This window comes from Paenibacillus polymyxa, assembly GCF_001719045.1.
Taxonomy (GTDB): Bacteria; Bacillota; Bacilli; order Paenibacillales; family Paenibacillaceae; genus Paenibacillus; species Paenibacillus polymyxa_B.
In genome coordinates, this window is the sequence record NZ_CP015423.1 from 722,424 (window position 1) to 744,489 (window position 22,066).

Annotated in this window: 10 protein-coding genes and 1 pseudogene; 2 read left to right on the forward strand and 9 right to left on the reverse strand. The window is 44.8% G+C overall.

What is annotated here, in order from left to right:
* The first annotated feature begins 105 nt into the window (after nt 1-105).
* Nucleotides 106-1,257 (forward strand): annotated as a pseudogene (locus tag AOU00_RS03405) (IS3 family transposase).
* A 97-nt stretch (nt 1,258-1,354) separates the two neighbouring features.
* Here AOU00_RS03405 and AOU00_RS03410 read toward each other — a convergent pair.
* Nucleotides 1,355-3,415: a glycosyl hydrolase 115 family protein gene (locus AOU00_RS03410; protein ID WP_081330670.1), complete on the reverse strand. Its 2,061-nt coding sequence runs from the start codon at nt 3,413-3,415 to the stop codon at nt 1,355-1,357.
* A 256-nt stretch (nt 3,416-3,671) separates the two neighbouring features.
* Here AOU00_RS03410 and AOU00_RS03415 point away from each other — a divergent pair, with 256 nt between their 5' ends.
* A complete protein-coding gene (locus tag AOU00_RS03415) occupies nt 3,672-5,615 on the forward strand; it encodes a serine hydrolase domain-containing protein (RefSeq protein WP_069289920.1) in 1,944 nt (647 codons plus the stop codon).
* A 136-nt stretch (nt 5,616-5,751) separates the two neighbouring features.
* Here AOU00_RS03415 and AOU00_RS27665 read toward each other — a convergent pair whose 3' ends face one another.
* The 8 genes from AOU00_RS27665 to AOU00_RS03450 form a co-directional block, all read right to left on the reverse strand.
* Nucleotides 5,752-6,009 carry an integrase core domain-containing protein gene (locus AOU00_RS27665; RefSeq protein WP_155765223.1) on the reverse strand — a complete coding sequence of 86 codons (258 nt, stop codon included), beginning with the start codon at nt 6,007-6,009 and terminating at the stop codon, nt 5,752-5,754.
* On the reverse strand, nt 5,939-6,637 hold the full coding sequence (locus AOU00_RS26190) for an IS3 family transposase (RefSeq protein WP_155765224.1): 699 nt from the start codon (nt 6,635-6,637) through the stop codon (nt 5,939-5,941). Before AOU00_RS26190 ends, AOU00_RS27665 begins: the two co-directional genes overlap by 71 nt.
* Nucleotides 6,592-6,906: a helix-turn-helix domain-containing protein gene (locus AOU00_RS03425; protein ID WP_069289921.1), complete on the reverse strand. Its 315-nt coding sequence runs from the start codon at nt 6,904-6,906 to the stop codon at nt 6,592-6,594. The genes AOU00_RS26190 and AOU00_RS03425 overlap by 46 nt, the downstream gene beginning before the upstream one ends.
* A 164-nt stretch (nt 6,907-7,070) precedes the next feature.
* Entirely contained in the window at nt 7,071-8,840 is a 1,770-nt protein-coding gene (gene aspS / locus AOU00_RS03430) for an aspartate--tRNA ligase (RefSeq protein ID WP_069289922.1), read from the reverse strand.
* 65 nt (nt 8,841-8,905) lie between these two features.
* Nucleotides 8,906-11,179, reverse strand: coding sequence for an ACP S-malonyltransferase (gene fabD / locus AOU00_RS03435; RefSeq protein WP_069289923.1), 2,274 nt, complete (start codon nt 11,177-11,179; stop codon nt 8,906-8,908).
* Between the two features lie 31 nt (nt 11,180-11,210).
* Nucleotides 11,211-12,164: an acyltransferase domain-containing protein gene (locus AOU00_RS03440; protein WP_069289924.1), complete on the reverse strand. Its 954-nt coding sequence runs from the start codon at nt 12,162-12,164 to the stop codon at nt 11,211-11,213.
* A gap of 61 nt (nt 12,165-12,225) precedes the next feature.
* Nucleotides 12,226-13,101: an SDR family NAD(P)-dependent oxidoreductase gene (locus tag AOU00_RS03445; protein WP_061828465.1), complete on the reverse strand. Its 876-nt coding sequence runs from the start codon at nt 13,099-13,101 to the stop codon at nt 12,226-12,228.
* A 60-nt stretch (nt 13,102-13,161) separates the two neighbouring features.
* Nucleotides 13,162-22,038: a hybrid non-ribosomal peptide synthetase/type I polyketide synthase gene (locus AOU00_RS03450; RefSeq protein ID WP_069289925.1), complete on the reverse strand. Its 8,877-nt coding sequence runs from the start codon at nt 22,036-22,038 to the stop codon at nt 13,162-13,164.
* Nucleotides 22,039-22,066: the final 28 nt, after the last annotated feature.

The following is a 22,066-nucleotide window of genomic DNA, read 5'->3' on the forward strand; positions in this document are numbered from 1 at the left end:
TAACTTCATGGGAACTGACCCCATAACGTGAGACAAATCAAAACACCTTCAAGAGAATCAAGCCATGTCGTAAGATATGGAGATAACCTTGGAGGTGTTTTTACGTTGGCAACGAGAGTTGGCTATCCAGTAGAAGTGAAGATGAAAGCTATTGAAATGAGATTGGCAAGAGTTCCGGTAAGAGAGGTTATGGAGCAGTTGGGAATACGGAATAAGACGCAACTAAAAACATGGATGAGGTGGTATCGAAAAGGCGAAGTACATCGTCTGGAGCAACCTGTGGGTAAACAATACAGCTACGGAAAAGGTCCAGAGCACTCTTCGGAGCTTGAAAAAGTAAAGGCGGAGAACCGATTCCTGAAGCAGCAATTGGACCTACTAAAAAAGTGCAAGGAACTGGAAAGGAGGTGGAACCAGAAAGTTGCCGTTGCCTGAGTCGAATCCATTCGAGACGAAGTGACGGTGTCTGAGGCTTGTACATGGCTCGGGATCGCAAGAGCGACCTACTACCGCTGGAAAGCAGCCGTGAAGACAGAGCACACAGATGCTACGGTGGAGAAAATCCGTGGGCTTTGCATCCATCATAAATTTCGGTATGGTTACCGGAAAATCACCGCACTCCTTCGGGCAGAGCAAAGAATGAATCACAAACGGGTTCAGCGGATTATGCAGCGTGAGGGGCTACAGTGCCGCGTGAGGATGAAAAAACGAAAGATCACTGGGCAGCCCGCTTATCCGGCAGAAAATCTGCTGAAGCGGCAATTCCATGCAGAGGCGCCCCTGCAAAAGCTCGTCACGGACATCACCTATTTACCGTTTGGCGGAAAAATGTTGTACTTCTCTAGCATTCTAGATCTGTACAATGGGGAGATTGTGGCTTACAGTATAGCGGACAAGCAAACACGTCCTTGGTTTTGGATACGCTGAATCAACTTCCAAAACGGACAAGCAATGCTGCTCCATAGCGACCAGGGAAGCGTATATACGTCACAGGCTTATCAAGCTGCAGTAAAGGGAAAAGGCATGACCATGACCATGAGCATGTCCCGAAAAGGAACGCCCGCTGATAATGCCCCCATCGAATCGTTTCATTCCACACTAAAGTCTGAAACGTTCTACCTCGAAGATCTCATCTGTACAACGACTGCAATCGTTGTACAGACCGTTCGAGACTACGTCACCTACTATAACTCAATTCGGATTCAAACGAAACTAAATAACCAGTCGCCGGTAGATTACAGGCGACTGGCTGCTTAAACTTGAAAGGTGTTTTGATCCCTGTCTCACAAACGGGGATCAGTCCCATGGATTGGAAGGTTCTTTTATCAAAAGTTATAAAAGTTCTAAGATTCTTTTAATATAATACCTTCTCCAGACTGCGTGCCAACTCATCATCGGGAAGGGGCTTGCGATGCGTATTCTCTAGGTAGATATATTTCTCTGTTTCTGGCATTAAATATTGTTTGGACCACAGGAACATATCCGGACTGTCTCCCTGAAGACGAAGAAATCTCCGCACAGTGTCCGCATGAGAGATAGTGTTATCTAGATTGGTTAACCAATCTGCCCGGTAGAAATGCTCCCATCTTCCAGTTCCTGCGAGCGATAAAGCTTCTTTACCCATTCGGTAGCTCCAAACGGTATGAGAAGCTTGTATAAATGCTCGTGGATAATCTTTTTCAAGGAACAGCCCATAAGCGCTACATAAGCTTGCCAGTCCACGTGAGCCACTTAGATGCAGTTCAATCTGCACAAGCAGTTGATTATACAGCCTTCGACATTCATCTTCTGACAACTGCTTCATGATTCGTAGACACCGCTCTCGCAGTTCAACCCAGTCCGGGATTACCGACTCAGCTTTTTCCTTGAACCAGCGAACCTGTTCAGAAAAAGGCCTTTCTCCAGTAGCCCAGTACAGCCGTTCATCACTGCTTTCTTTGCCTTGTAGCCAATCCCCCATAATTTGCCGAGCTGGATGGTGATAGAATTCCTCCCCTGCTCGATCATCCTTGTGCGGGCCATAAACGATAGTGCAGCGGGAATAATCCCGGTATAATTGGGAAATCTCTTGAAGCTGACTACTGTACAGCCGCCCGATAAAATCAGTAAGCTGATCTTCAGCATCCACTTCACCCTTCGTCCATAAATTTGCTACTAAATCCAGCGTATATACATGTGGCAAAATATTACCTGAATTGACCAGCAGGTACTCGTCCGCCCCTGAAGTAAACGCTGCTGTTAATTCCTCTACAATCAAGCTGGCTGAGGAGGGAAATTGGGTAAGATGGTTCGACGCTTGCAAGTCGTGGAAGGTCACATGGTAATATACTCCATTCTTGCCCCCATCCTGCGCCTCAGGCAATGCTGGTACACGATAATTAAGATTCCCATGGCGCCGAGATACCATTTTACCGTAACCATTGTCCGCCCATATTTTGATCACCCCTTCGGGTACTTCAATATGCCCCTGCTTGTATAACTCGGCAATCTCACCATACATCGCCATGCAGCACACGGGATGCTCCACAAATTCACAGATCATATTGTACTGCTTGCGAACCACATATGAGATTAATTGTCCACGTTTGTCCGGCGTATTAAAGGAAGGATCATCTTCCCAAAAAGGCTTGTCACCCTGCCCGCGAAAAGATAATACCCATACAATCTTCTCTTCCTTTTGCCGTTCAATCGCTTCCTGCCACAGCTGTTCAAACAACTCGGGATGCTCTCTGTAGCTAGCTTGTTTACCCGGAAAGGCGCGCAAAAACATCTCCGCCCCCAACGGTTCAGCATGATGATGTGTGATCCATAAGCCCATGTCTGCTGCAAGCTTATGATGGATACCTGTGCGTGGTAAATCGGTTCCGGGAATCACCATATTTCCACCACAGCGCAGTAACGCTTCAAAAACGGGCTGCCACACCTGCTCCGTCGGTGGATAATCATCCTTCCAGCCAATCAAGCATACCTCATCATTGACAAACCACCCCCGATACCGGATCTTGGACGGTATACTGTCAACATTCTGACTCGGCATTACTATGGTATCCCGCTTAGGCGGTAGAATCTCCGCCCAGAACCAGAACGGCTCCACACCCAGAGCGAAACGGCTGTAATGAAGCAGTCCATAAATAATTCCTAATTCATCACGGCCAATAATATGGAGTACCGTTCCCTTGCTACCAGCAACAAAACGCAGACAATAGCCCTCTGGCCAATGCGGACAGCTATCTCCTTCCTGCGCATAACGGATAATGATCGAGGGCTCTACTTCTGTTAGCAATGGCTCGCGGCCAAACACTTGCTTATGATCTCGCGCAATCATGTTCCAAGCGTGGGCAATGGGCACACTTTCATCAGTTTGAAGATTGTATCCGCTTTCAGATGAAATAGTCAGAGGTTCACAGGCTTTCATTTATAGTCATCTCCTATTTTTTTCAACTATGAGGATTCTTCATGTCTTTATTTTATAGGTTGTCAACATACATATAAAGCTGTACCAACGTAAATATAGCTTTTTTCGGTAAATCATTTGAGAGTTGAAGCTTCATTTGAGAAAGAAAAAAGTAAGGAACAGGAGAGAAATAAGAAAGACTTGACTGCTACACTAAAAATGTTCCAAAAAATAGACTGCTCTTAAAGATTAAAGCGCAGCAAAAAGGAGACTTGATATGAAATTGAAAAAACGATTTGCCTCTTTGTTCCTGTTGGCATTGATGGCATTTATCCCGGTTCAGGCATATGCTTCTGGGTCCGTTCCAACCACTCCCTCTGGAATTCCGATTTCCGAAATCGAAAACAGAACAGATCAAATTACGAAAAAATATATAGGAACAGCGATTCCTGGTGCTGCGGTTTCCATAGTAAAGGACGGAAAAATTGTTTTTTCAAAAGGTTACGGATACGCAAACATCGAGAAACAAACACCCATGAGTACGGAAACAACCTATATGGAGGCCGGTTCCGTATCGAAATTGTTCACCTGGACGGCAGTAATGCAACTGGTTGAGCAAGGAAAGCTGGATTTGAATACGGACATCCGCACATACTTGCCTGACGGCTTTCTCAAGCCTTCTTTTGATAAGCCTATTACCCTGAAATCACTGATGAGCCACACGGCAGGTTTTGAGGAGCGCCTGGAAAAACTTCTGGTTCATGATGCTGCTGATCTTAGGCCTCTCAAGGAGCATATCGCACCCGGAAATCAGCCTCAACAGATTTATGAGCCCGGAACAGTGATTGCTTATTCCAACTATGGGACCAACCTGGCCGGTTATATTATAGAACGTGTATCCGGAATGCCTTTTGAAACCTATATTCAGAAACATATATTTGAGCCTCTAGACATGAAACATTCTTACTTTACACAACGGTATGATCTTATCCCAGAGGTTATCGAACATAAAGCAACAGGCTACTCCAAGAAGGATGGAAACTGGGTGGCAAAGCCGAATGTTTTCTTTAATGATGTGCCGGCTGGTGCGTTAAACATTACTTCGGAGGACATGGCTCATTTTATACTTGCTCATCTGAACATGGACCATTCCTTAAAATATTCGCTGTTCAACAAGAATGAAACCTTGCGAGAAATGCATGAGGCTTCGTATACCCACTATCCCGAGCTTCCGGGGAATGCCCATGGCTTTTGGGAACGGTTCGCGGGGGATTATCGTGTTATCGAGCACGGTGGAAATACAGATTCATTCTCCTCTCTGGTCTCTATCGTGCCGGATCAAAACTTTGGGATCAGTATTCTAACTAATGTGGAAAATGAAATGTCCGGGGCGAGAAGCGAACTCATTGACCTGTTTGTCGGAGGTTCCGACGCTACTCCGCAAGCGGACAGCACGTTGAAGCATAGCGGGGATGTGGCGGGAAAATACCGTTCTGCTCGCGCAGTATCATCTGGTATATTGAAGCTTATACCCGTATTATCCAATGCGGAAGAAGTGGTCACAGCCAACGGCAATGGCGGAATCACTCTGAGTATTCCATCCATGAATATTAATGTTGATTATGTAGAAACCAAACCCTATTTTTTTGAACGTGTGACTCCCGAGAGCACTCCTTATGATCATGCGGGCCTAAATATCAGCCGTCTTTTTTTCTTAACCAATGCTGATGGTAAAGTGACGCAGTTGTCATATGGAGTGATCGATGACCAATTGCCGATATCCTTCCTGCAAACATCCATTTTCAGTTATATTCTGGTCGGGGGATGTGGTATTTGGTTTGCGCTTGGGTCTATTTTCGGTATTATTGGATGGCTGCGGAAGCTCAAGGACGCAAGAAAGCAGAAGAGTACTTCGCAGCTTCCCTTGCCTGACAGTGTAACCGTAATCCCCTTGCTGGGTCTGCTTGTGATCGTCAATCTCATTGCTTCAAGCATCCAATTGATAGGCGACCCCTATCAGCCTATGTCCAATTTCAATTTGAATATTATCTTTTTCTGGGTACTGGGGCTTGCCTTTGTATCGGCCGCCTATCTTGCTGTAAGAAGATGCAGTGTTACCCAAACTACATTGTTAAGAAAGGCATACACCGCGACGCTGATTCTTTCGTTTCTAGCTATTTCGATTTTCCTGTATTCCTATAATTTCTACTTTTTGGTATAGCTCCACTCGATAAGCCTGCATACCTTCCAGTGTACCGATAAAGATTGTCATCGTGAACAACCCTAATCTGAGCTAAATAAAAAAACTCTCCTCTGCATTGGTCAAGACCCCATTTTATAGACACTGAAAAAAGACCCTAGGCTATAAGCTGCTTCCGATACTCTTTCGGAGGCAGCTTATTTAACTTTCGTTGTGGTCGACACTGGTTGTAAAATTGGATATATTCTTTTATTCTCCTTTGTGCCTCGTCCATATTTCGGATATCATATGGGTAGAGCCCTTCCGTTTTGAGATGCGAGAAGAAGCTCTCCATCGAGGCATTATCATAACAATTGCCTCGGCGAGACATGCTGATTCGGGTAGCCAACCTTTGGCAGCATGTCGTGGTACGCATGGGACGTGTACTGGAATCCCTGGTCGCTGTGAACGATGAGGCCAGTCACGTCTTTTTGCTGTTTCCAGGCTTGTCGAAACGTCTGTAAAACCAGTTCGTTATCATTTCTATGGCTCATCTGGTACGCGATAATTTCGTTATTGAACAAGTCTTTAATCGCAGACAGATATAGCCAGCAATCCCCCACACGATATTGCGTGATATCTGTGACCCATTTTTGGTTAGGTTTGGCCGCCTTGAAATCCTGTTTTAGCAGATTTTTCGCCACACGACCTTCTGTAGAAGAAGCATAGTTACAGCGATGCTTCCGGCGAATTTGTGAGCGGATCCCCAAGACCTGCATGAGCCGGAGTACCTTTTTATGGTTCATCCAGACTCCATGATCGTGCTGCAAAAATAGTTGAATTTGGCGATAGCCGTAGACTCCGTTATACTGCTCATACACTTTCTTCACAAGAGCTTTCGCGTCCTGATCCCGATCAGTTCCTCTCCGTTTTAAGAAGGCGTAATATCCACTTCTGGAGACTTTGAAAAGCGTACACAGTTTGCTAATAGGGTAGTCTTTCGCAGCTTTCTCAATGGTTACGTATTTGTGTGCTTCATCTCCTGTATCCAGATTTCCAAACACTTTTTTAGCATGTCGTTTTCTCGTTTTAGCTTCTGTATATACCTATCCTGGTCGATATACTCCTTACGCCGTCCTCGCTGGTCCATCAGTCCGAATTCACCGAGCTGCTTGTATTTGCGCATCCATTCTTTTAATCGATGTCGATCTGCGATCCCAAACTTCTCCATGAGCCTACGATATGTCCAACCTTCTTTGGTATGGAGCCGTATGGCCTCTACCTTGGTTTCAAACGTATATTCGTTAAACTTTGTTCCTTTTTTCGCTGGCATAAAAAATGCACCCCCTAGATATCATCGGATAAACCAGGGGTTTATTCCAATGTCCATTCTAAGGGGTGCACTTCACATCTAGCAGGGAGAGTTTTTAACACACTCAATGAGATTTAAATACGTGCCGGATTGAGCCTTTGCTTTCAGTATGTTGTTGAATCTGTTTATTCTATTTCTGGCTGAGTATTTACTAGTTTTATATGAACATCTCTCAATTGTTTTTCAGTAACCTCCGAAGGTGCTCCCATTAATATATCCTGCGCTTTGCTATTCATTGGAAAAGCAATAACCTCGCGGATATTCGATTCATTTGCAATGATCATAACAATCCTATCAATTCCAGGTGCTATACCTGCATGAGGCGGCGGCCCAAATTGAAAAGCATTAAAGAGTGCAGGAAATTTACTCTTGATGTCTCCATATGTATAACCTGCAATCTCAAAGGCTTTTACCATAATCTCCGTATCATGATTCCGGACAGCACCCGAGGACAGTTCAATCCCATTACATACAATATCATATTGGTACGCAAGGATATCAAGAGGATTCATATTCAGTAGCGCATCCATACCACCTTGTGGCATCGAAAAAGGATTATGGCTAAATCCAATTTTATGAGTATCAGGATCCAATTCAAACATAGGAAAATCAACTATCCAGCAAAATTTATATATATCCTTTTCCAGCAAATCCAGTCTTTTTCCTAATTGATTTCTGACAGCACCGGCTATTTTTTCTACATTTTTAAGTTGGTCAGCAGCAAAAAACAGAGCATATCCTGAACTAGCTTGCGTAACATGTATTATTTGGTTTTTCACCTCTTCAGAGATGAATTTTGCAATAGAGCCACTAAGAGACATATCATCATTGAACTTAATCCATGAGAGGCCTTTCGCTCCAGCCTCAACAGCAAAGTTTACTATATCGTCATAAAAGCTTCTTGGCTGTGCTCCACAACCAGGAACAGCAATAACTCTTATCGTTTTATTTTCAAATACTTTAAAATCAGTCTCTGTAAACAGCTCTGTAACATCATGGATAATTAATGGATTCCTTAAATCAGGTTTATCGCTCCCGTATTTGAGCATGGCTTCTTGATATGGAATCCTGCTAAAAGGCTTTGAGATTTTAAAATTTGTAAATTCGGAGAAAACTTCATATAGCATATTTTCAACTACATTAAAGACATCTTCCTGTGTTGCGAAAGCCATTTCCAAATCCAGCTGATAAAACTCGCCTGGTGATCTGTCTGCCCTTGCATCCTCATCTCTAAAGCAAGGAGCAATTTGAAAATATTTATCAAAGCCCGAAACCATTAATAATTGTTTAAATTGTTGAGGTGCTTGAGGCAAGGCATAAAATTTACCTGGATGCACTCTACTAGGAACTAAATAGTCTCTGGCGCCTTCTGGAGATGAACTTGTCAGGATAGGTGTCTGAATCTCTAAAAAATTCAAATCGATCATCTTTCTTCTGATACTTTGAATTACTTTAGAACGAAGTATAATATTATTGTGTAGTTTTTCATTCCGCAGATCCAAGAAACGATACTTTAATCTTAAATCCTCCCGAGCTTCATTTGCTAAAGTTACTTCAAAAGGTAATGGATTCACTACCTTCCCTAAAACTTTTATCTCATTGGCAGCTAACTCAATATGCCCGGTTTTCATAGTGGGACTAATCGTATTTTCAGATCTGTTACATACAGTACCTGTAACAGAAATAGTTGACTCTCTGGTGATCTTTGATACAAAATCTTTCAATTCGTTATTATCAGAAACAACAATCTGCGTTACTCCATAATGATCCCTAAGGTCAATAAAAATAACCCCGCCATGGTCACGCATATTTTTTATCCATCCTGCAATTCTCACTACTTCGCCGACATGTTTTTGATCCAGTTCTCCACAGTTATGAGTCCTATAACTATGCATGAAAAACCTCACTTTCTTTTATCCCTTATTATCTTAATAATTTCTATTTTTCTCCACACTTATACTCACATTATCGTTAAAGCTTTATACCTTTCATTCAGGTATTCCGCAGTTTCAACCATTATTTTTTGTCCTATTTCATCAACATGCCTGTTCTTCCAATTCTCAAAGACTGTTCCCTTGACCCATTGGTTAAAAGCGCCAAGGGCTGGTCCGCAGTGTACTTGATAATCAACCTTACTGTGTTTGTCTCCATTCATTGCAAGTCGTGTAGAATAAGTAAAGTACCATCTAAATATCAACGCCATCTTACGTTTAGGAATCCTTTCAGCTTTTTCAATGATCTCAGCCGGGTAATAAGCTTTAATATCTTCATATACTTGTTCAATACTCTTCTTAAAATACTTTTCTTCAATATATTTTTTGGTTCCGCTATCAATTTCATCTATGGAGTTATAATTACGGTAAAGATCATATAATTTATTCGCCCTGGCCGGGAAAAAAACTCCTTTTTTCATAACCTGAATTTTCGCTCCTATTTCAAACATATCCCCTGCGGGAGCGTAGTCTGTATCCTGTATATTTAACTGCTGGAGCAAATCTTTTACATCATCACTTGTCCCTGCTTCAACCGTACATTGGTTGATTGATCCTGTCATGATAAAATCCGCACCCAGTATAAACGCTGCCGCAGCTGCTTGTGGAGTCCCTATCCCCCCGGCTGCCCCTACCCTTATACTTTTATTGTATTTATACTTAAGTAACGCTTCATCCCTCATTTTAAGCATTAACGGAACCAGTACATATGCAACCGCATGATCCGTATGCCCGCCTGAATCAGCCTCGACGCACAGATCGTCTACCATAGGAATTTCCATCGCCATCCGGGCCTCATCCCGGCTTATCCTATTTTCCTCTAGCAGTTTATTTACGATATTCTGAGGCGAAGGACTCAAGAATGCCTCCACAACCTCGGGTCTTGATACTTTCGCTATAATCCTGTTCTGCGGTGTTACGATCCCCTTTTCATCTCGTTTTAAACCTTTCAATCTGTACCTTACCAAAGAAGGCGTTATACTCATAAACGCAGAGGCTTCAATAGTTCTAACACCGTATTTTATGTATAAATCAACGATGTTATTTTCTATTTCCAGGTGATCGGGAACATGAATAAGATTCATTCCATAGGCTTCGCCTTGGTTCAATTCTTTCTGAATATACTTTATAGCTTCTTCAAGGGCCCCAATCTTGACTCCCCCTGCCCCAAAGAATCCCATCATTCCTGCCTTACCTGCCTTTACGACCATCTCTTTTGAAGATATTCCCTTATACATCGAACCCATAAGATACGCGTATTTAAGTCCATAATATTGTTTGAATTCGCTATGACCAAGAGACTCTGCCGTAAATCGTTGGCCGGATATACTATTCTTCGACTTTACTTCCTGTACCTGCTCGCTACGTTCTTCATCCTCCCTCACAATCAGCGGTTCTGCTTCTCGTTGTATTGCATTAACCAACCCTGTTATGACTTTTCCAGGTCCAACCTGGATGAATTGGGTTACATTTTTACCCATTAGATATCTTATACTTTCCGACCATTTGACCGGACTTACGATCTGGTTGATCAGCGTACTTCTTACATCTTGCTGCCTGTAGGGTCTGGCATAGATATTTGAAATGACTGGTATTTTTAATTTTGAGAATTCGAACTGTGACGCATAGGCCTCAAATCTCTGTCTGGCATCTTCCAAATACCTAGAGTGAAATGCTCCGCTTACATTTAAAATCACATAGTTTGTGGCTCCTGCATCCTCAAAAATTGGCTGCGCCCGTTCAATCATTTCCTTCGGTCCTGAGATGACAATCTGACTTGGCGAATTAAAATTGGCAACATCAATCTCCCTTAAATTATTTTTCTCGATAACTTCTCTAAATACTTCCTCCTTCAAGCCTATGACCGCTGCCATACCACCACCGGTAGCCTTGACCATCAGCTCTCCTCTTTTTTTAACCAGCTTCAAGCCCGTTTCAAAGTCAAATGCCTCTGCGGCAAATAAGGCATTGTATTCACCCAGGCTATGTCCTGCAACATAATCGGGTTTTCTTCCAGTCTCTTTTAATGTATTAAGATAACTCAAAGCGTTTACGACAAATAGCGCCGGTTGGGTAAAATCCGTTTGTCCTAGTTGATTGGCAGGATCTTCAAGACACAGTTTTTTAATAGAATAACCAAGAATAGCATCCGCTTTTGCAACCAATTCCTGAAATTCGTCAAATAGTTCTACTCCCATGCCTTTGGCTTGAGCCCCTTGTCCAGGGAACAGATATGCGATCATTTGTGTCCTCCTTTTTGCTAGTGAATGCATATTAGTCGAATATTTCAAATAGACGATCCAAATTTTTCATATCGTTTTGAAAAGGCGAAAGAATAGAACAAATACTTGCCATTTTCTTGCTACCAAAATTGTACTTCACAAAATTAGCAAGAGTGCCTGAGGGTCCAAGGTCAATATAGATAATCCCGTCCCCGTCTCCCAGACATTTTAAAGCGTTCCGAAAACGGATAGGTTTTCTAGCAACATCCCAAAGAAAACGGTTGTCAAGGGATGTTGCCTTGCCTCCGTACATAGATGAGACCAAATTTATGGTCGGATTCCTTAGAGTTTTAAGCTTTAAAAACGCTGTATATTCCAAGGCTATAGGGTCCATTAAGGAAGAGTGAAAAGCAAACTGGACCGGCAGTCTTTGACAAATAATCTCATTAGCTATCAAGTAGCGTTCAATTTTTTCCAGTTCCTCACATCTGCCCGAAATGACAAAATGCGAGTCATAATTGATTGATGCTAACTCTGAGTTGGCATTCAATACGGATATTTGGTCATACAGACTGAGGTCGCCAATTACGGCCAGCATGCCACCCTTTGGACAGTAGTTTTCTACCATTTGTGCTTGCTTGACAAGGCTTTGAAGAGTATCTTCATAACTCATACAGCCAGCCACAGCAACAGATGCAAACTCACCGAGGCTGGAACCCAAAACATAATCAGGATAAATCCCCTTTTCCAGTAATACCTGTGTGAGGGCATACTCCACCATGAAAATTGCAGGGTGAGTATATAAGAGGCTATCAAACACGTCCCCCCTCCCACGGTTGTCGTCGTACAGCATTTTTAATACGGACCTGCCTGTAATATCCGTATGAATCTCATCCAGCTTGGTCATCCATTTCCGAAAAACTGAATTTAACCTATATAATTCTCTTCCCATGCCGTAGTATTGTGAGCCTTGGCCTGAAAACATAAAAATCACAGATCTGTCCATTCTAACCTCCCACAACATACTCATTAATAAAATCCTAATAAAACCATTTAAAATAAATATTTCACAGTAAATTGCGAACTAATTGCATTTGGGAAGGTGTAGGATTGCTTTCGTTAAGAACATTCTCCATATGTTGTCTTATTGCAGGTTTGAATTTCGGCTCTGTTATGATATATAGCTGCCCTTTTTTGATTCCCTCAAACATCTGATTTGCTACATCCTCTGGAAGTATTCCATTCTGGACAGCCTTACGGGCCAATTGATTAATGACTTGTCTTTCCGGGGGAAGATTTCCTAGTCCGGTCTGCTTACTCAGCTCCGTCGGTCGGTTCCGTTCCGCATCCATAATTTGGGTACGTACGAACCCAGGGCAGACAACTGAAACTCCTACATTGGAACCTATCAATCTGAGTTCTTGGTGTAGCGTTTCAGACAAGCTTAAAACGGCATGTTTTGACGCGCTATATATTCCATTACCGGGGCCGGACAATAGTCCGGCGATGGATGCTGTATTCACAATATGACATGCGGTTTTCTGTTTCAGCATAATAGGAACAAAAACTTCAGTTGCAAAGAGAATCCCCCATATGTTTACGTTTATTACCCACTGCCAATCTGCCACCGTATTTTCCCACAATAAGCAGCCCGTGCCGGCGTCCACCCCTGCATTGTTGAACAAAAGATGCACAGCTCCAAATGTCTGAACCGTTTTTTGCGCTAATGCACGTATATCAGCTTCTTTGGAAATATCCGTCACAACGGATAACGTTTCTGCGCCCATGTCTTTCAATTGTTTTTCGGCCCTTAGAAGGGCCTCCTCCTCAATGTCCGCGAGGACGACCTTCATGCCCTCATTTACACATCGGTCCGCAATAGCGCGGCCAATCCCACTGGCAGCTCCTGTAACTACGGCTATCTTATCTTTAAATTCCCTCATGATTTACCTCCAGAATAATTTGTAATTTCTATCTGATAGTGATCGGTTTCCTGTTTATGTTTAAAACTGGGTTATCGGTAGGGGAATCCTGCGGACATCTTTATCCTCATGGAGTGCCTCCCATGAAATCCTGCCCCCCTGGGTCCAATACATCGCTATATTTTCCATGTTTTTCTCCTCTAGCAGCAATTGAGAAACGGTCTCTCCTATTTTCCCTGAGAGAAGCGCACTCGTGTTTGAGTCTTCTACGCTTTCTCCTATAAATAAAGGAATAGATTCCCCTTCGGGTCCGTTGCCGCTATCAGCTATTTCGAGAAGTTCCCTAAGACCCGTGAGTAGATCCTGCCGCGTACTCGCTACGATTGCCGCCCGGCATGTCATCGCTTCGCGACCTGTCTGAAGTGTAAAGGCAATATCTTGTAAGGCATCATCGCTCTGCTGCTCCAGATATCCCAGTAATTGATTGGCAAGCGCCATCAGTCTCTCCCGGTTTATGTCCGAGAGAATCACCACTTCGGGCTGATCTGCCACTCGTAAATGAATGTTGTCTTTTTCTGAAGGGATATATTCTTCCAGAATGAAATGCACATTAGAGCCTCCCGCTCCAAAGGAGCTTACGGTTGCCCGCAACGGGAATTCCCGTTTTTCTCCCTGCATCTCAATTACAGGCCGCTCCCATTCCTGAACTTCCCGCTGCAAATAAAATGGAGTATTACTGAAATTAATATTAGGGTTAAGCTTCTCGGCCTTAATGGTAGGAACCAGTTTTCGATGCCATAATTGCAATATGACCTTGGTTAGCTGTGATATCCCCGAAGCCGCTTCTGCATGCCCAATATTGGATTTGACTGAGCCAATGGCACAAAATTGCTGCTCGGTCGTGAATTTCTGGAATGCTTTATTCAAAGCAGCAAGTTCAATAGGGTCTCCCAATGTAGACCCATTTGCGGCTGCCTCTACATAACTGATCGTCCGGGGGTCTATACCGGCTTTCAAAAAGTTTTCTTCGACTAGTTGCGCCTGCGCATTGGGGTTAGGGATTGTATATCCATTGCTATGTCCCCCATGATTGGTTGCCGTGGATTTAATAACCGCTAAAATGCAATCTCCATCCTGTACAGCCTTATGAAGCGGTTTTAAGAGTACCGCTCCAACTCCTTCCGCTGGAAGGTACCCATCCCCATCTGCAAAGCTTCTGCTATCTTCATGACTTCCAATCAACTGATTTTGACTGGATTCAATATATTTTTTGGGACTGGTTAATAGATTCCCCCCGCCAGCTACCGCTATTTGACACTCTCCCCTGATCAGGCTTTCACATGCCATATGGACAGCTACAGCTGAGGAAGAGCTCATCGTATCAATGGATATGCTCGGTCCCTGGAAATTGAAATAATGCGACATGGGGTTTGCGACTGCAACAGACCCAAATGATGTTACCCGTTGAGCAGAGTCCGGTTCGGTATCACAGGAGCAGTATTTGTGATACGTAGCGCCCACATAGACGCCAACCTTGTTCTGGTGTTTCTTCTGTAATGCCTCTCGCGTATATCCTGCACTTTCAAGCAAATTCCATATTATTCCCAGGAAGAGTTGCTCCATCGGGTCCATTAAACTGATCTCATAGGGGGTGAGATGAAAGAATGCTGGCTCTGACAGGCTCATTCGTTCCATGAAACCGCCCCACTTGCAGTAGGTTTTTCCCGGCTTGTTTCTCTCCTTGTCAAAATAAAGATCATGCTCCCAACGATCTTTTGGAACTTCGGTAATGCAGTCCTTGCTTTCTTGGAGATTGCTCCAGAACTCCTGAAGATTTTCCGCACCTGGATATTTCCCGGACACCCCAATTACAGCAATGTCCATCGCTCCTGTTTCTTGTTTCTTCTCCTCCGGAGGCTCTCCCTCAGTTGCAGAAAATTGGGGATGACGGAATATCGGAGAAGGGGCTTTTACCTGCTCCATACTAAACCATTCAATCAATTCGCCTCGATGCGATTCCAAGAAATATTCTATTAAACTCTGGATATTCGGATATTCAAAAAGTAAGGTCCTCGATAGCGGGCCGAAGTTTTTTTCCAGCTCATCGGTTAATTCCATTGACTTTATGGAGTCAACACCATAGTTTTCCAGATTTTTGTCCTCTTCAATGCGATGTTCCGGCAGTCCAGTGGACGAAGAGAGCAGGCGCTTTAGGTAACTTGTCATTTTTTCACGCAGTAGCTCTTCTTCCTGGCTGGACACTGCCTTATTTGTTATAGAAGTTGTGTCGGCTTTTGCACCCGCAGCTGCTGCCTGATCTATGCCAAACAAAGCGATCAATTGGTCTCGATAGGCTTCCACAAAATATTCCGTCAAACTCCGAATATCTGGATATTCAAAAAATAGAGTCCTCGACACCTGATCGAATGTTTTCTCCAGTTGGTCGGTCAACTCCATAGACTTTATAGAATCAACCCCATAATTTTCAAAAGGTGTATCCTCTTCGATTCGATATATTGGCAGTTCGATGGACGATGAAAGCAGGGTCTTCAAGTAATGGACCGTCTTTTCACGCAGCAGGTCCTCTACTCTGCCGGACACTTCCTCGTTTGCTGCAAAAGTTGTGTCAGCTTTCGCGCCTGCCACCGCTACCTGATCTATACCAAACAAAGCAATCAATGGGTCTCGATAGGCTTCCACAAAATATTCCGTTAAACTCCGGATATCCGGATATTCAAAAAATAGAGTCCTCGATACCTGATCGAATGTTTTCTCCAGCTGGTCGGTCAACTCCATAGACTTTATAGAATCAACCCCATAATTTTCAAAAGGTGTATCCTCTTCGATTCGATATACAGGCAGACCGATGGACGTTGAAAGCAGAGTCTTCAAGTAATGGACCGTCTTTTCACGCAACAGGTCTTCTTCTTGGCCGGACTCTGTCTTGTTTGCTGTGGAGGGAACGATGTTAGCTTCTGACCCGAGCGCCTGATCCCAAGATGCTTTACCGCTTTCTTCAAGCTGTCCCTCCATGACCATCATTTTGCTGATTAGATCTACGTCTCCTTCGATCACCATGACCTGATCCGAAATACAGGCTATGCTTTGGTACAGGGCGCTCATTCCTGTCTCTGTCCTCATCGCATACATACCCACCTTCTGCATGGCCTTCTCCGTCTCCTGGTCAGGCCGCATTCCGCCATCTTTCCATAACGGCCAATTGATGGACAGCGTTTTGCCTGTACGCTCCATGGAGGATACCAAGGTATTGCGGTACCAGGCATATGCGTCCATAAAAGCATTCGCGGCAGCATAGTCAGACTGACCTGCATTACCACCCACTCCCGAACCTGACGAAAAAAGGATAAAGAAGTCAAGAGCAATGTCCTTACTGGCTTGGTCCAGATTTACCAGTCCCGCAACCTTGGGCGCCAGCACTGCCCTGAATTCCAGGCTAGTCTTTTTAATAATGTAGTTATCCTGGATTATTCCAGCACTGTGTAGGATGCCGTTGATTCCGCCGTATGTCTGTTTGATATCTTCAATTAAGCCAACCACAGCTTCCTTCCGCGTGACATCCACCTGTCTGTATTCCACCCGGGCGCCCAATGCCTTCAATTCCTCCAATGAGGTCTGCTTGTCCTGGTCCAGTAGGGAACGTCCACTAAGAATCAAAGTCGTTTCCTTGGCCTGACGCGCAATCTCTTTAGCAAAAATAAGACCTAAACCCTTTGCTCCTCCAGTAATCAAATAAACCCCGCGGTCTTTCCATGGAATATCCGGTGTCTCTGACGGCATTTCTGCTTTACTCCAGACAGGAACCCAACGTTTGCCTTCTGCAAACCGGATGCGGCTATCCGCAGGGTGTCGGCTGCTCGTCTTTAGTATTTCGATGAGCCCTTCCATTTTTTCTGTACCCTCAACTTCAATTAACTGACCATGGATCTTTGGATTTTCCTTTTGCGCAGTTTTGAGTATGCCGCACAGCCCAGCGAAGAGCAGCTTTTCATGTTGAGGCATCGTTACAATCTGCACCAGCACCTTGCCTTTGGGTTTGTCATTCAGGATACTTTTTATTTTTTCAAAAACCTGGACAGCATACATTTCGAAGCGGCGATCGACCTCCTCCATACCGGTTTGCAGAGTGATACATTCCACTCCTGCCAAGGATGACTCGATATCTCCTGCAGCAATGGTATCTATTTCGCAAAGCATTACTACATGTCGTTCGTAAATGGGAACCATCGTGTCCTCCGCAACAACCGCCTGTTCTTTCCAGAAGGGTTGGAGCATCATTGCACCAGGTGTTTTCTCACATGCGCCCACTACCTTGTAGGAGCATCCTTTTATACGCACGCAGACCTGGCCTGCCTCATCACACAAATCAATGTCATACTTCTGCGTATTATGACCAGCCCCGCTTCCTCTGCTATACCGGATCAACGCCCACATTTCACAGGGACATTCCCGAAATATTTCGAGTCCCTCAATGGCAGTCGGCCGTATTTTCTGTAGAGGATCAATGCCTGAAGGCCACATGATATTTTCATCATTCGAAAACAAGTATGCCGGCGGCATTTGCAAAGCAGCGTTTATTATAAAGGGATGCAAAACAAATAAGCCCTCAGTATTCCTAATACCGGAAGGCAACGATAGCTTGGCCAGCACTAACCCCTGTCCTATATGCACTTGTTCATTGGTCTGATGTCCCAGACTGTCGTCGGCTCCCATGTCCCACACTGCTTCGTCGTCTATCCCAGGCGAAACATGCTGAAAGCATTCCATCTGCAAAGCTTGTATATCCCACGTTTCCGCTGCATTCAACATCTCCAATTCGGCATTACCCTGGCTGTGTAAGACAGGGTCCCCGGCTTCTGTTAATCTGCTATAGATTTTGAAGCCAATCGCTCCTTGATCTCCCGGAAAGAGCCCTATATGTATTTCTAACGGCTGATCTCCTATAGCGGGAGCATGTGTCCATACAATATCTTTAATAATGATGTTTGCCTGCCCCTTCTCCTGTACTGTTAACGACTGCTCAACCGCTGCCCGCACCATTTCAAGGCATGCCGCTTCTGACAGGACAAGCTTTCCGTCAATTACGGAGTTTTTCAGATAAAACTCCTGGCCGCTAAAGGTTGAACTAAATCTTTGCTCAGAAAGTACGGAGGTGTTTTGATGCAGTAATGGATGTAGATGTGCAACCGCATTGACGACAGGCTTTTCTTCATCTACATGTATCCAATAGCGTTCTCTGGCAAAAGGATAGGTGGGTAAAGGGATACGGCGGGGCTGGACATTACCGTAAAGTCTGCTCCAGTCCATATGGACACCCTTGACCCACAAGTCTGAGATTCTGCCGTACTTTTCCGCTAGAATCTGTAAATCAACCGTTTCATCGAGCGTTTTCTCCTCTGAGGCCATGTTCAAGCTCTCCTTGTCTCGCTTGGCCTGTCCCCGGTAAAGCTGTGCAATACTCTGTCTTCCTCCAATAAAGCCCCGCAACTTGCTTCTAAGTTCCTCCACTGACTCAACGACCACAGCGAGGCGCTCTTCCATCGCTTCGCGTCCTGTCTGCAAGGTATAAGCCACATTCACCAGATCGTGATCGGAAAACTCATTCCGATCCATTGCAGCAACCAATTGGTTTACCTGCTCCTTCAATGCTCCATCACTTTTTGCCGACAGAACTACGACGACCGGTCTTGGAGGAGTAAAGGCATTTTGAAAGTCATCCTGTTCCGCAGGGAGGTATTCCTCAAGGACGATATGGGCATTAGCCCCACCGGCTCCAAAGGAAGATATCCCGGCGATTCTCGGGTATTCCCGTTGCTCGCCGTCCTCCTCCACTATCGGACGCTCCCATTCAGAAAGCCCCTGTTGGACTACAAATGGCGTTTTGGAAAAGTTTATATTAGGGTTCAGTTTTTGGGAATGCAGGCTAGGGGCAATTTTCCGGTTTTTCATTTGCAAGATGATTTTAGCGATGCCTGCGATCCCTGCGGCCGCCTCTAAATGGCCTATGTTTGATTTTACCGAGCCAATAGCGCAAAACCCCGTGTCCTGCGTATCTTTCTTAAATGCCTGGGTAAGCCCGGTGATCTCAATAGGATCGCCGAGCTCCGTTCCAGTACCGTGGGCCTCAATATAACTGACTGCCCGGGCATTTACGCCTGCTTTATCAAAAGCCTCTCTAATCAGTTCACCCTGTGCTACCGGGTTAGGCACGGTATACCCGTTTGTTTTTCCTCCATGGTTGATACGGGTTCCCCGAATAACCGCATAGATATGGTCTTTGTCTGCAATGGCTCGTGATAAAGGTTTGAGCAGCACGACCCCTGCACCTTCGCCAGGGACAAATCCATTCCCGCCTTCCCCAAAGCTTTTACACCGTCCCTCAGGCGATAGCATTCTCATCGTACTGAGAAAGATATAGCTTGAAGGATGAAGATATAAGTTGACTCCTCCAGCAACAGCCATTTCACATTCACCGTTAAAGATATGCTCACAGGCCTCGTGGATTGCAGTTAATGAGGAAGAGCACATGGTATCAACCGGGATACTAGGCCCCTTTAAGTTCAAGAAATAGGATATTCTGTTGGCTACCGAGCTGAAGGAGGTTCGCGGAAAGACGGGTTGTCCTTGTTCCCACAGCTTTGGTCCATATAGATTGAACCCCGTTCCGGTAATTCCTGCAAAGACGCCAATCCGGCCATTATACTGTTCGGCGAGCTGTTCTCTGCTATATCCTGCATCCTCGAAAACCTTCCAGCATTCTTCCAGGAATATTCGCTCCTGAGGATCCATACTCATTGCTTCCCGGGGAGATATATTAAAGAAGAGAGGATCAAAATCTGCAAAATCCTCCACGAATCCTCCATATTTACTATAGCTTTTGCCCTTTTCAACCGCTTCTTTGATGTCGGAACAGTAGAAACCTTCCCTCTTCCAGCGTTCCGCAGGAATTTCTGTTATACAGTCTTTGCCCTGTTCCAGATTGCTCCAGTACTCTTCCATATTTTTGGCCTGCGGATATCGTCCGCTTATACCAATAATGGCTATTTGCTCGTGTTTCACACGGTCTCTGCTAGTAGCCGTGTTGCAGATACGATTGTTTTCTTCCTTTGGCAGGGGTGACAAAGAAAACTCGCTGGCAGCATGCAAGGTTGCGGAAATGGAGACGGATTTCTCTTCCGTCTTTATCGGGCTTCCGAGTCCTGTCCACCGTACGCATTCCTTGTGATAATCAACAATAAAATATTCGGCCACTGCTTCCAACGTCTGATATTCATAAAACAAGGTCATTGATATTTCTCCAAAAATCCCCTGCAGCTTTTGATTAAGCCTTGTAATCATGATGGAGTCTATGCCATAGCTCTCCAAAGGCTCGCTGACATCAATCTTGTCAATGCTCAGCTTGGTAACTTCTCCAAACAACAGTTTTAGCTGATGTAAGGTTTTTTCCAGAAGCAGTTCAAGATTCACCTCTGAATAAGCTGACTCTTCAACATATTCTTTCTCCTGCGGTTGGGACTCCAAGAAATACTTTTGCAATCTGGATTGCTCACCTTCTATGACCAATAACTGATTTAGACCAGCGGCCAGACCGTTATATAGAGCCTGGATACCGTTTGAAGCTTGCATAGCTACCATGCCAATACTTTGCCAAGCCCTCTCCGTGTCATTGTCCACATGCATCCCTCCGTCCTTCCAGAGAGGCCAATTGACAGATAGCGTCTGCCCTTTGCGCTCCTTTGAGGATACAAGGCTGTTTCGATACGCGGCATAGGCATCCATAAAGGCATTTGCGGCAGAATAGTCGGCTTGACCGGGGTTGCCCATAATCCCAGCTATTGAGGAGAAGAGAATAAAGAAATCAAGATGTAGCCCCTTGGTCGCCTGATCTAAGTTCACCAGTCCGGCAACCTTTGGTGCCATTACTCCCGCGAACTCTTCCTGTGATTTATTCATGATAAAATGATCCTGTATTACTCCAGCACTATGAAGAATACCATCAAGGCCTCCATACTCTTCCCTGATCTCAAGGATCAATTTGGCGACCTCTTCCTTCCGTGCTACATCTACCTGTCTGTACTCAACGCAGGCCCCCAGCGCCTTCAACTTCTCCAATACGGCCTGTTTGCCTTCGTCCGGATTTGAACGGCCTACAAGAACTAGCGTGGCTTCCCTGACTCGCTGGGCGATATCCTCCGCAAAAATAAGTCCTAAACCTCCTGCACCGCCTGTAATCAAATAAGTCCCCCGATCCTTCCAAGGCACTCTTCCCATTGTCTCGGTGGGTTTCATCTCGTTCCAGCCGAGGACCAGACGTTTGCCATCCTCATACCGTATCCTTTTATCCTTTGGATATTGACTGTTCTCTTTTAATTTCTCAATCACCTCTTCCAGACCTACAGATTCCAATTCTACGAACTGCCCTACGATTTTCGGGTTTTCTTTCTCAGCTGTCTGCAGTAATCCCAATAGTCCTGCGAAAGGTTGCTGCGCGCTGTGTGCGGAAACTGCAATCTGTATCAGTACGCTACCCTTGGATTCCTCTTTGAGAACCATTTGCACTTCCGTGAGCAGCTGGAGGGCATACGCCTGAAAGCGTTCATCCATGCTGCTTTGGCTGGCATGCAGCTTGATGCAACGGGTTCCTTTCATGAACGATTCAATGCTGCGCTCTGCGAAATGATCCAGTTCGCAAAGCACCACTAGATGCTGGCTAAAATCAGGGCGTGCCACTTTCTGAAGAGCAACAACTTGCTCTTTCCAGAAAGGCTCAAGCATAAGGACTCCCGTATCCGCCAAGGACCCCGCAGTCCTTGTTCCGCTTTGCGGGGCCTCATGGGAAGCCATTTGAGCCTGAAATTGGCGTATTTTTACAATGGCATCCTCTTTCTGTATCCGTCCGCTTTTTACCTCGCCTAGAATATATTGAAAAAAGTCCTTCATCTTCTATTGCCTCCCAGCACGTAGAAAC

Bases quoted from the DNA above. Each gene is read 5' to 3' on its own strand.
- AOU00_RS27665 (WP_155765223.1), bottom strand. From the start codon at position 6,009: ATGCGTACCACGACATGCTGCCAAAGGTTGGCTACCCGAATCAGCATG.
- AOU00_RS03415 (WP_069289920.1), top strand. From the start codon at position 3,672: ATGAAATTGAAAAAACGATTTGCCTCTTTGTTCCTGTTGGCATTGATG.
- fabD (WP_069289923.1), bottom strand. From the start codon at position 11,179: ATGATCGCATATCTGTTCCCTGGACAAGGGGCTCAAGCCAAAGGCATG.
- AOU00_RS03445 (WP_061828465.1), bottom strand. From the start codon at position 13,101: ATGAGGGAATTTAAAGATAAGATAGCCGTAGTTACAGGAGCTGCCAGT.
- AOU00_RS03425 (WP_069289921.1), bottom strand. From the start codon at position 6,906: ATGCCAGCGAAAAAAGGAACAAAGTTTAACGAATATACGTTTGAAACC.
- aspS (WP_069289922.1), bottom strand. From the start codon at position 8,840: ATGCATAGTTATAGGACTCATAACTGTGGAGAACTGGATCAAAAACAT.
- AOU00_RS03450 (WP_069289925.1), bottom strand. From the start codon at position 22,038: ATGAAGGACTTTTTTCAATATATTCTAGGCGAGGTAAAAAGCGGACGG.
- AOU00_RS03440 (WP_069289924.1), bottom strand. From the start codon at position 12,164: ATGGACAGATCTGTGATTTTTATGTTTTCAGGCCAAGGCTCACAATAC.
- AOU00_RS03410 (WP_081330670.1), bottom strand. From the start codon at position 3,415: ATGAAAGCCTGTGAACCTCTGACTATTTCATCTGAAAGCGGATACAAT.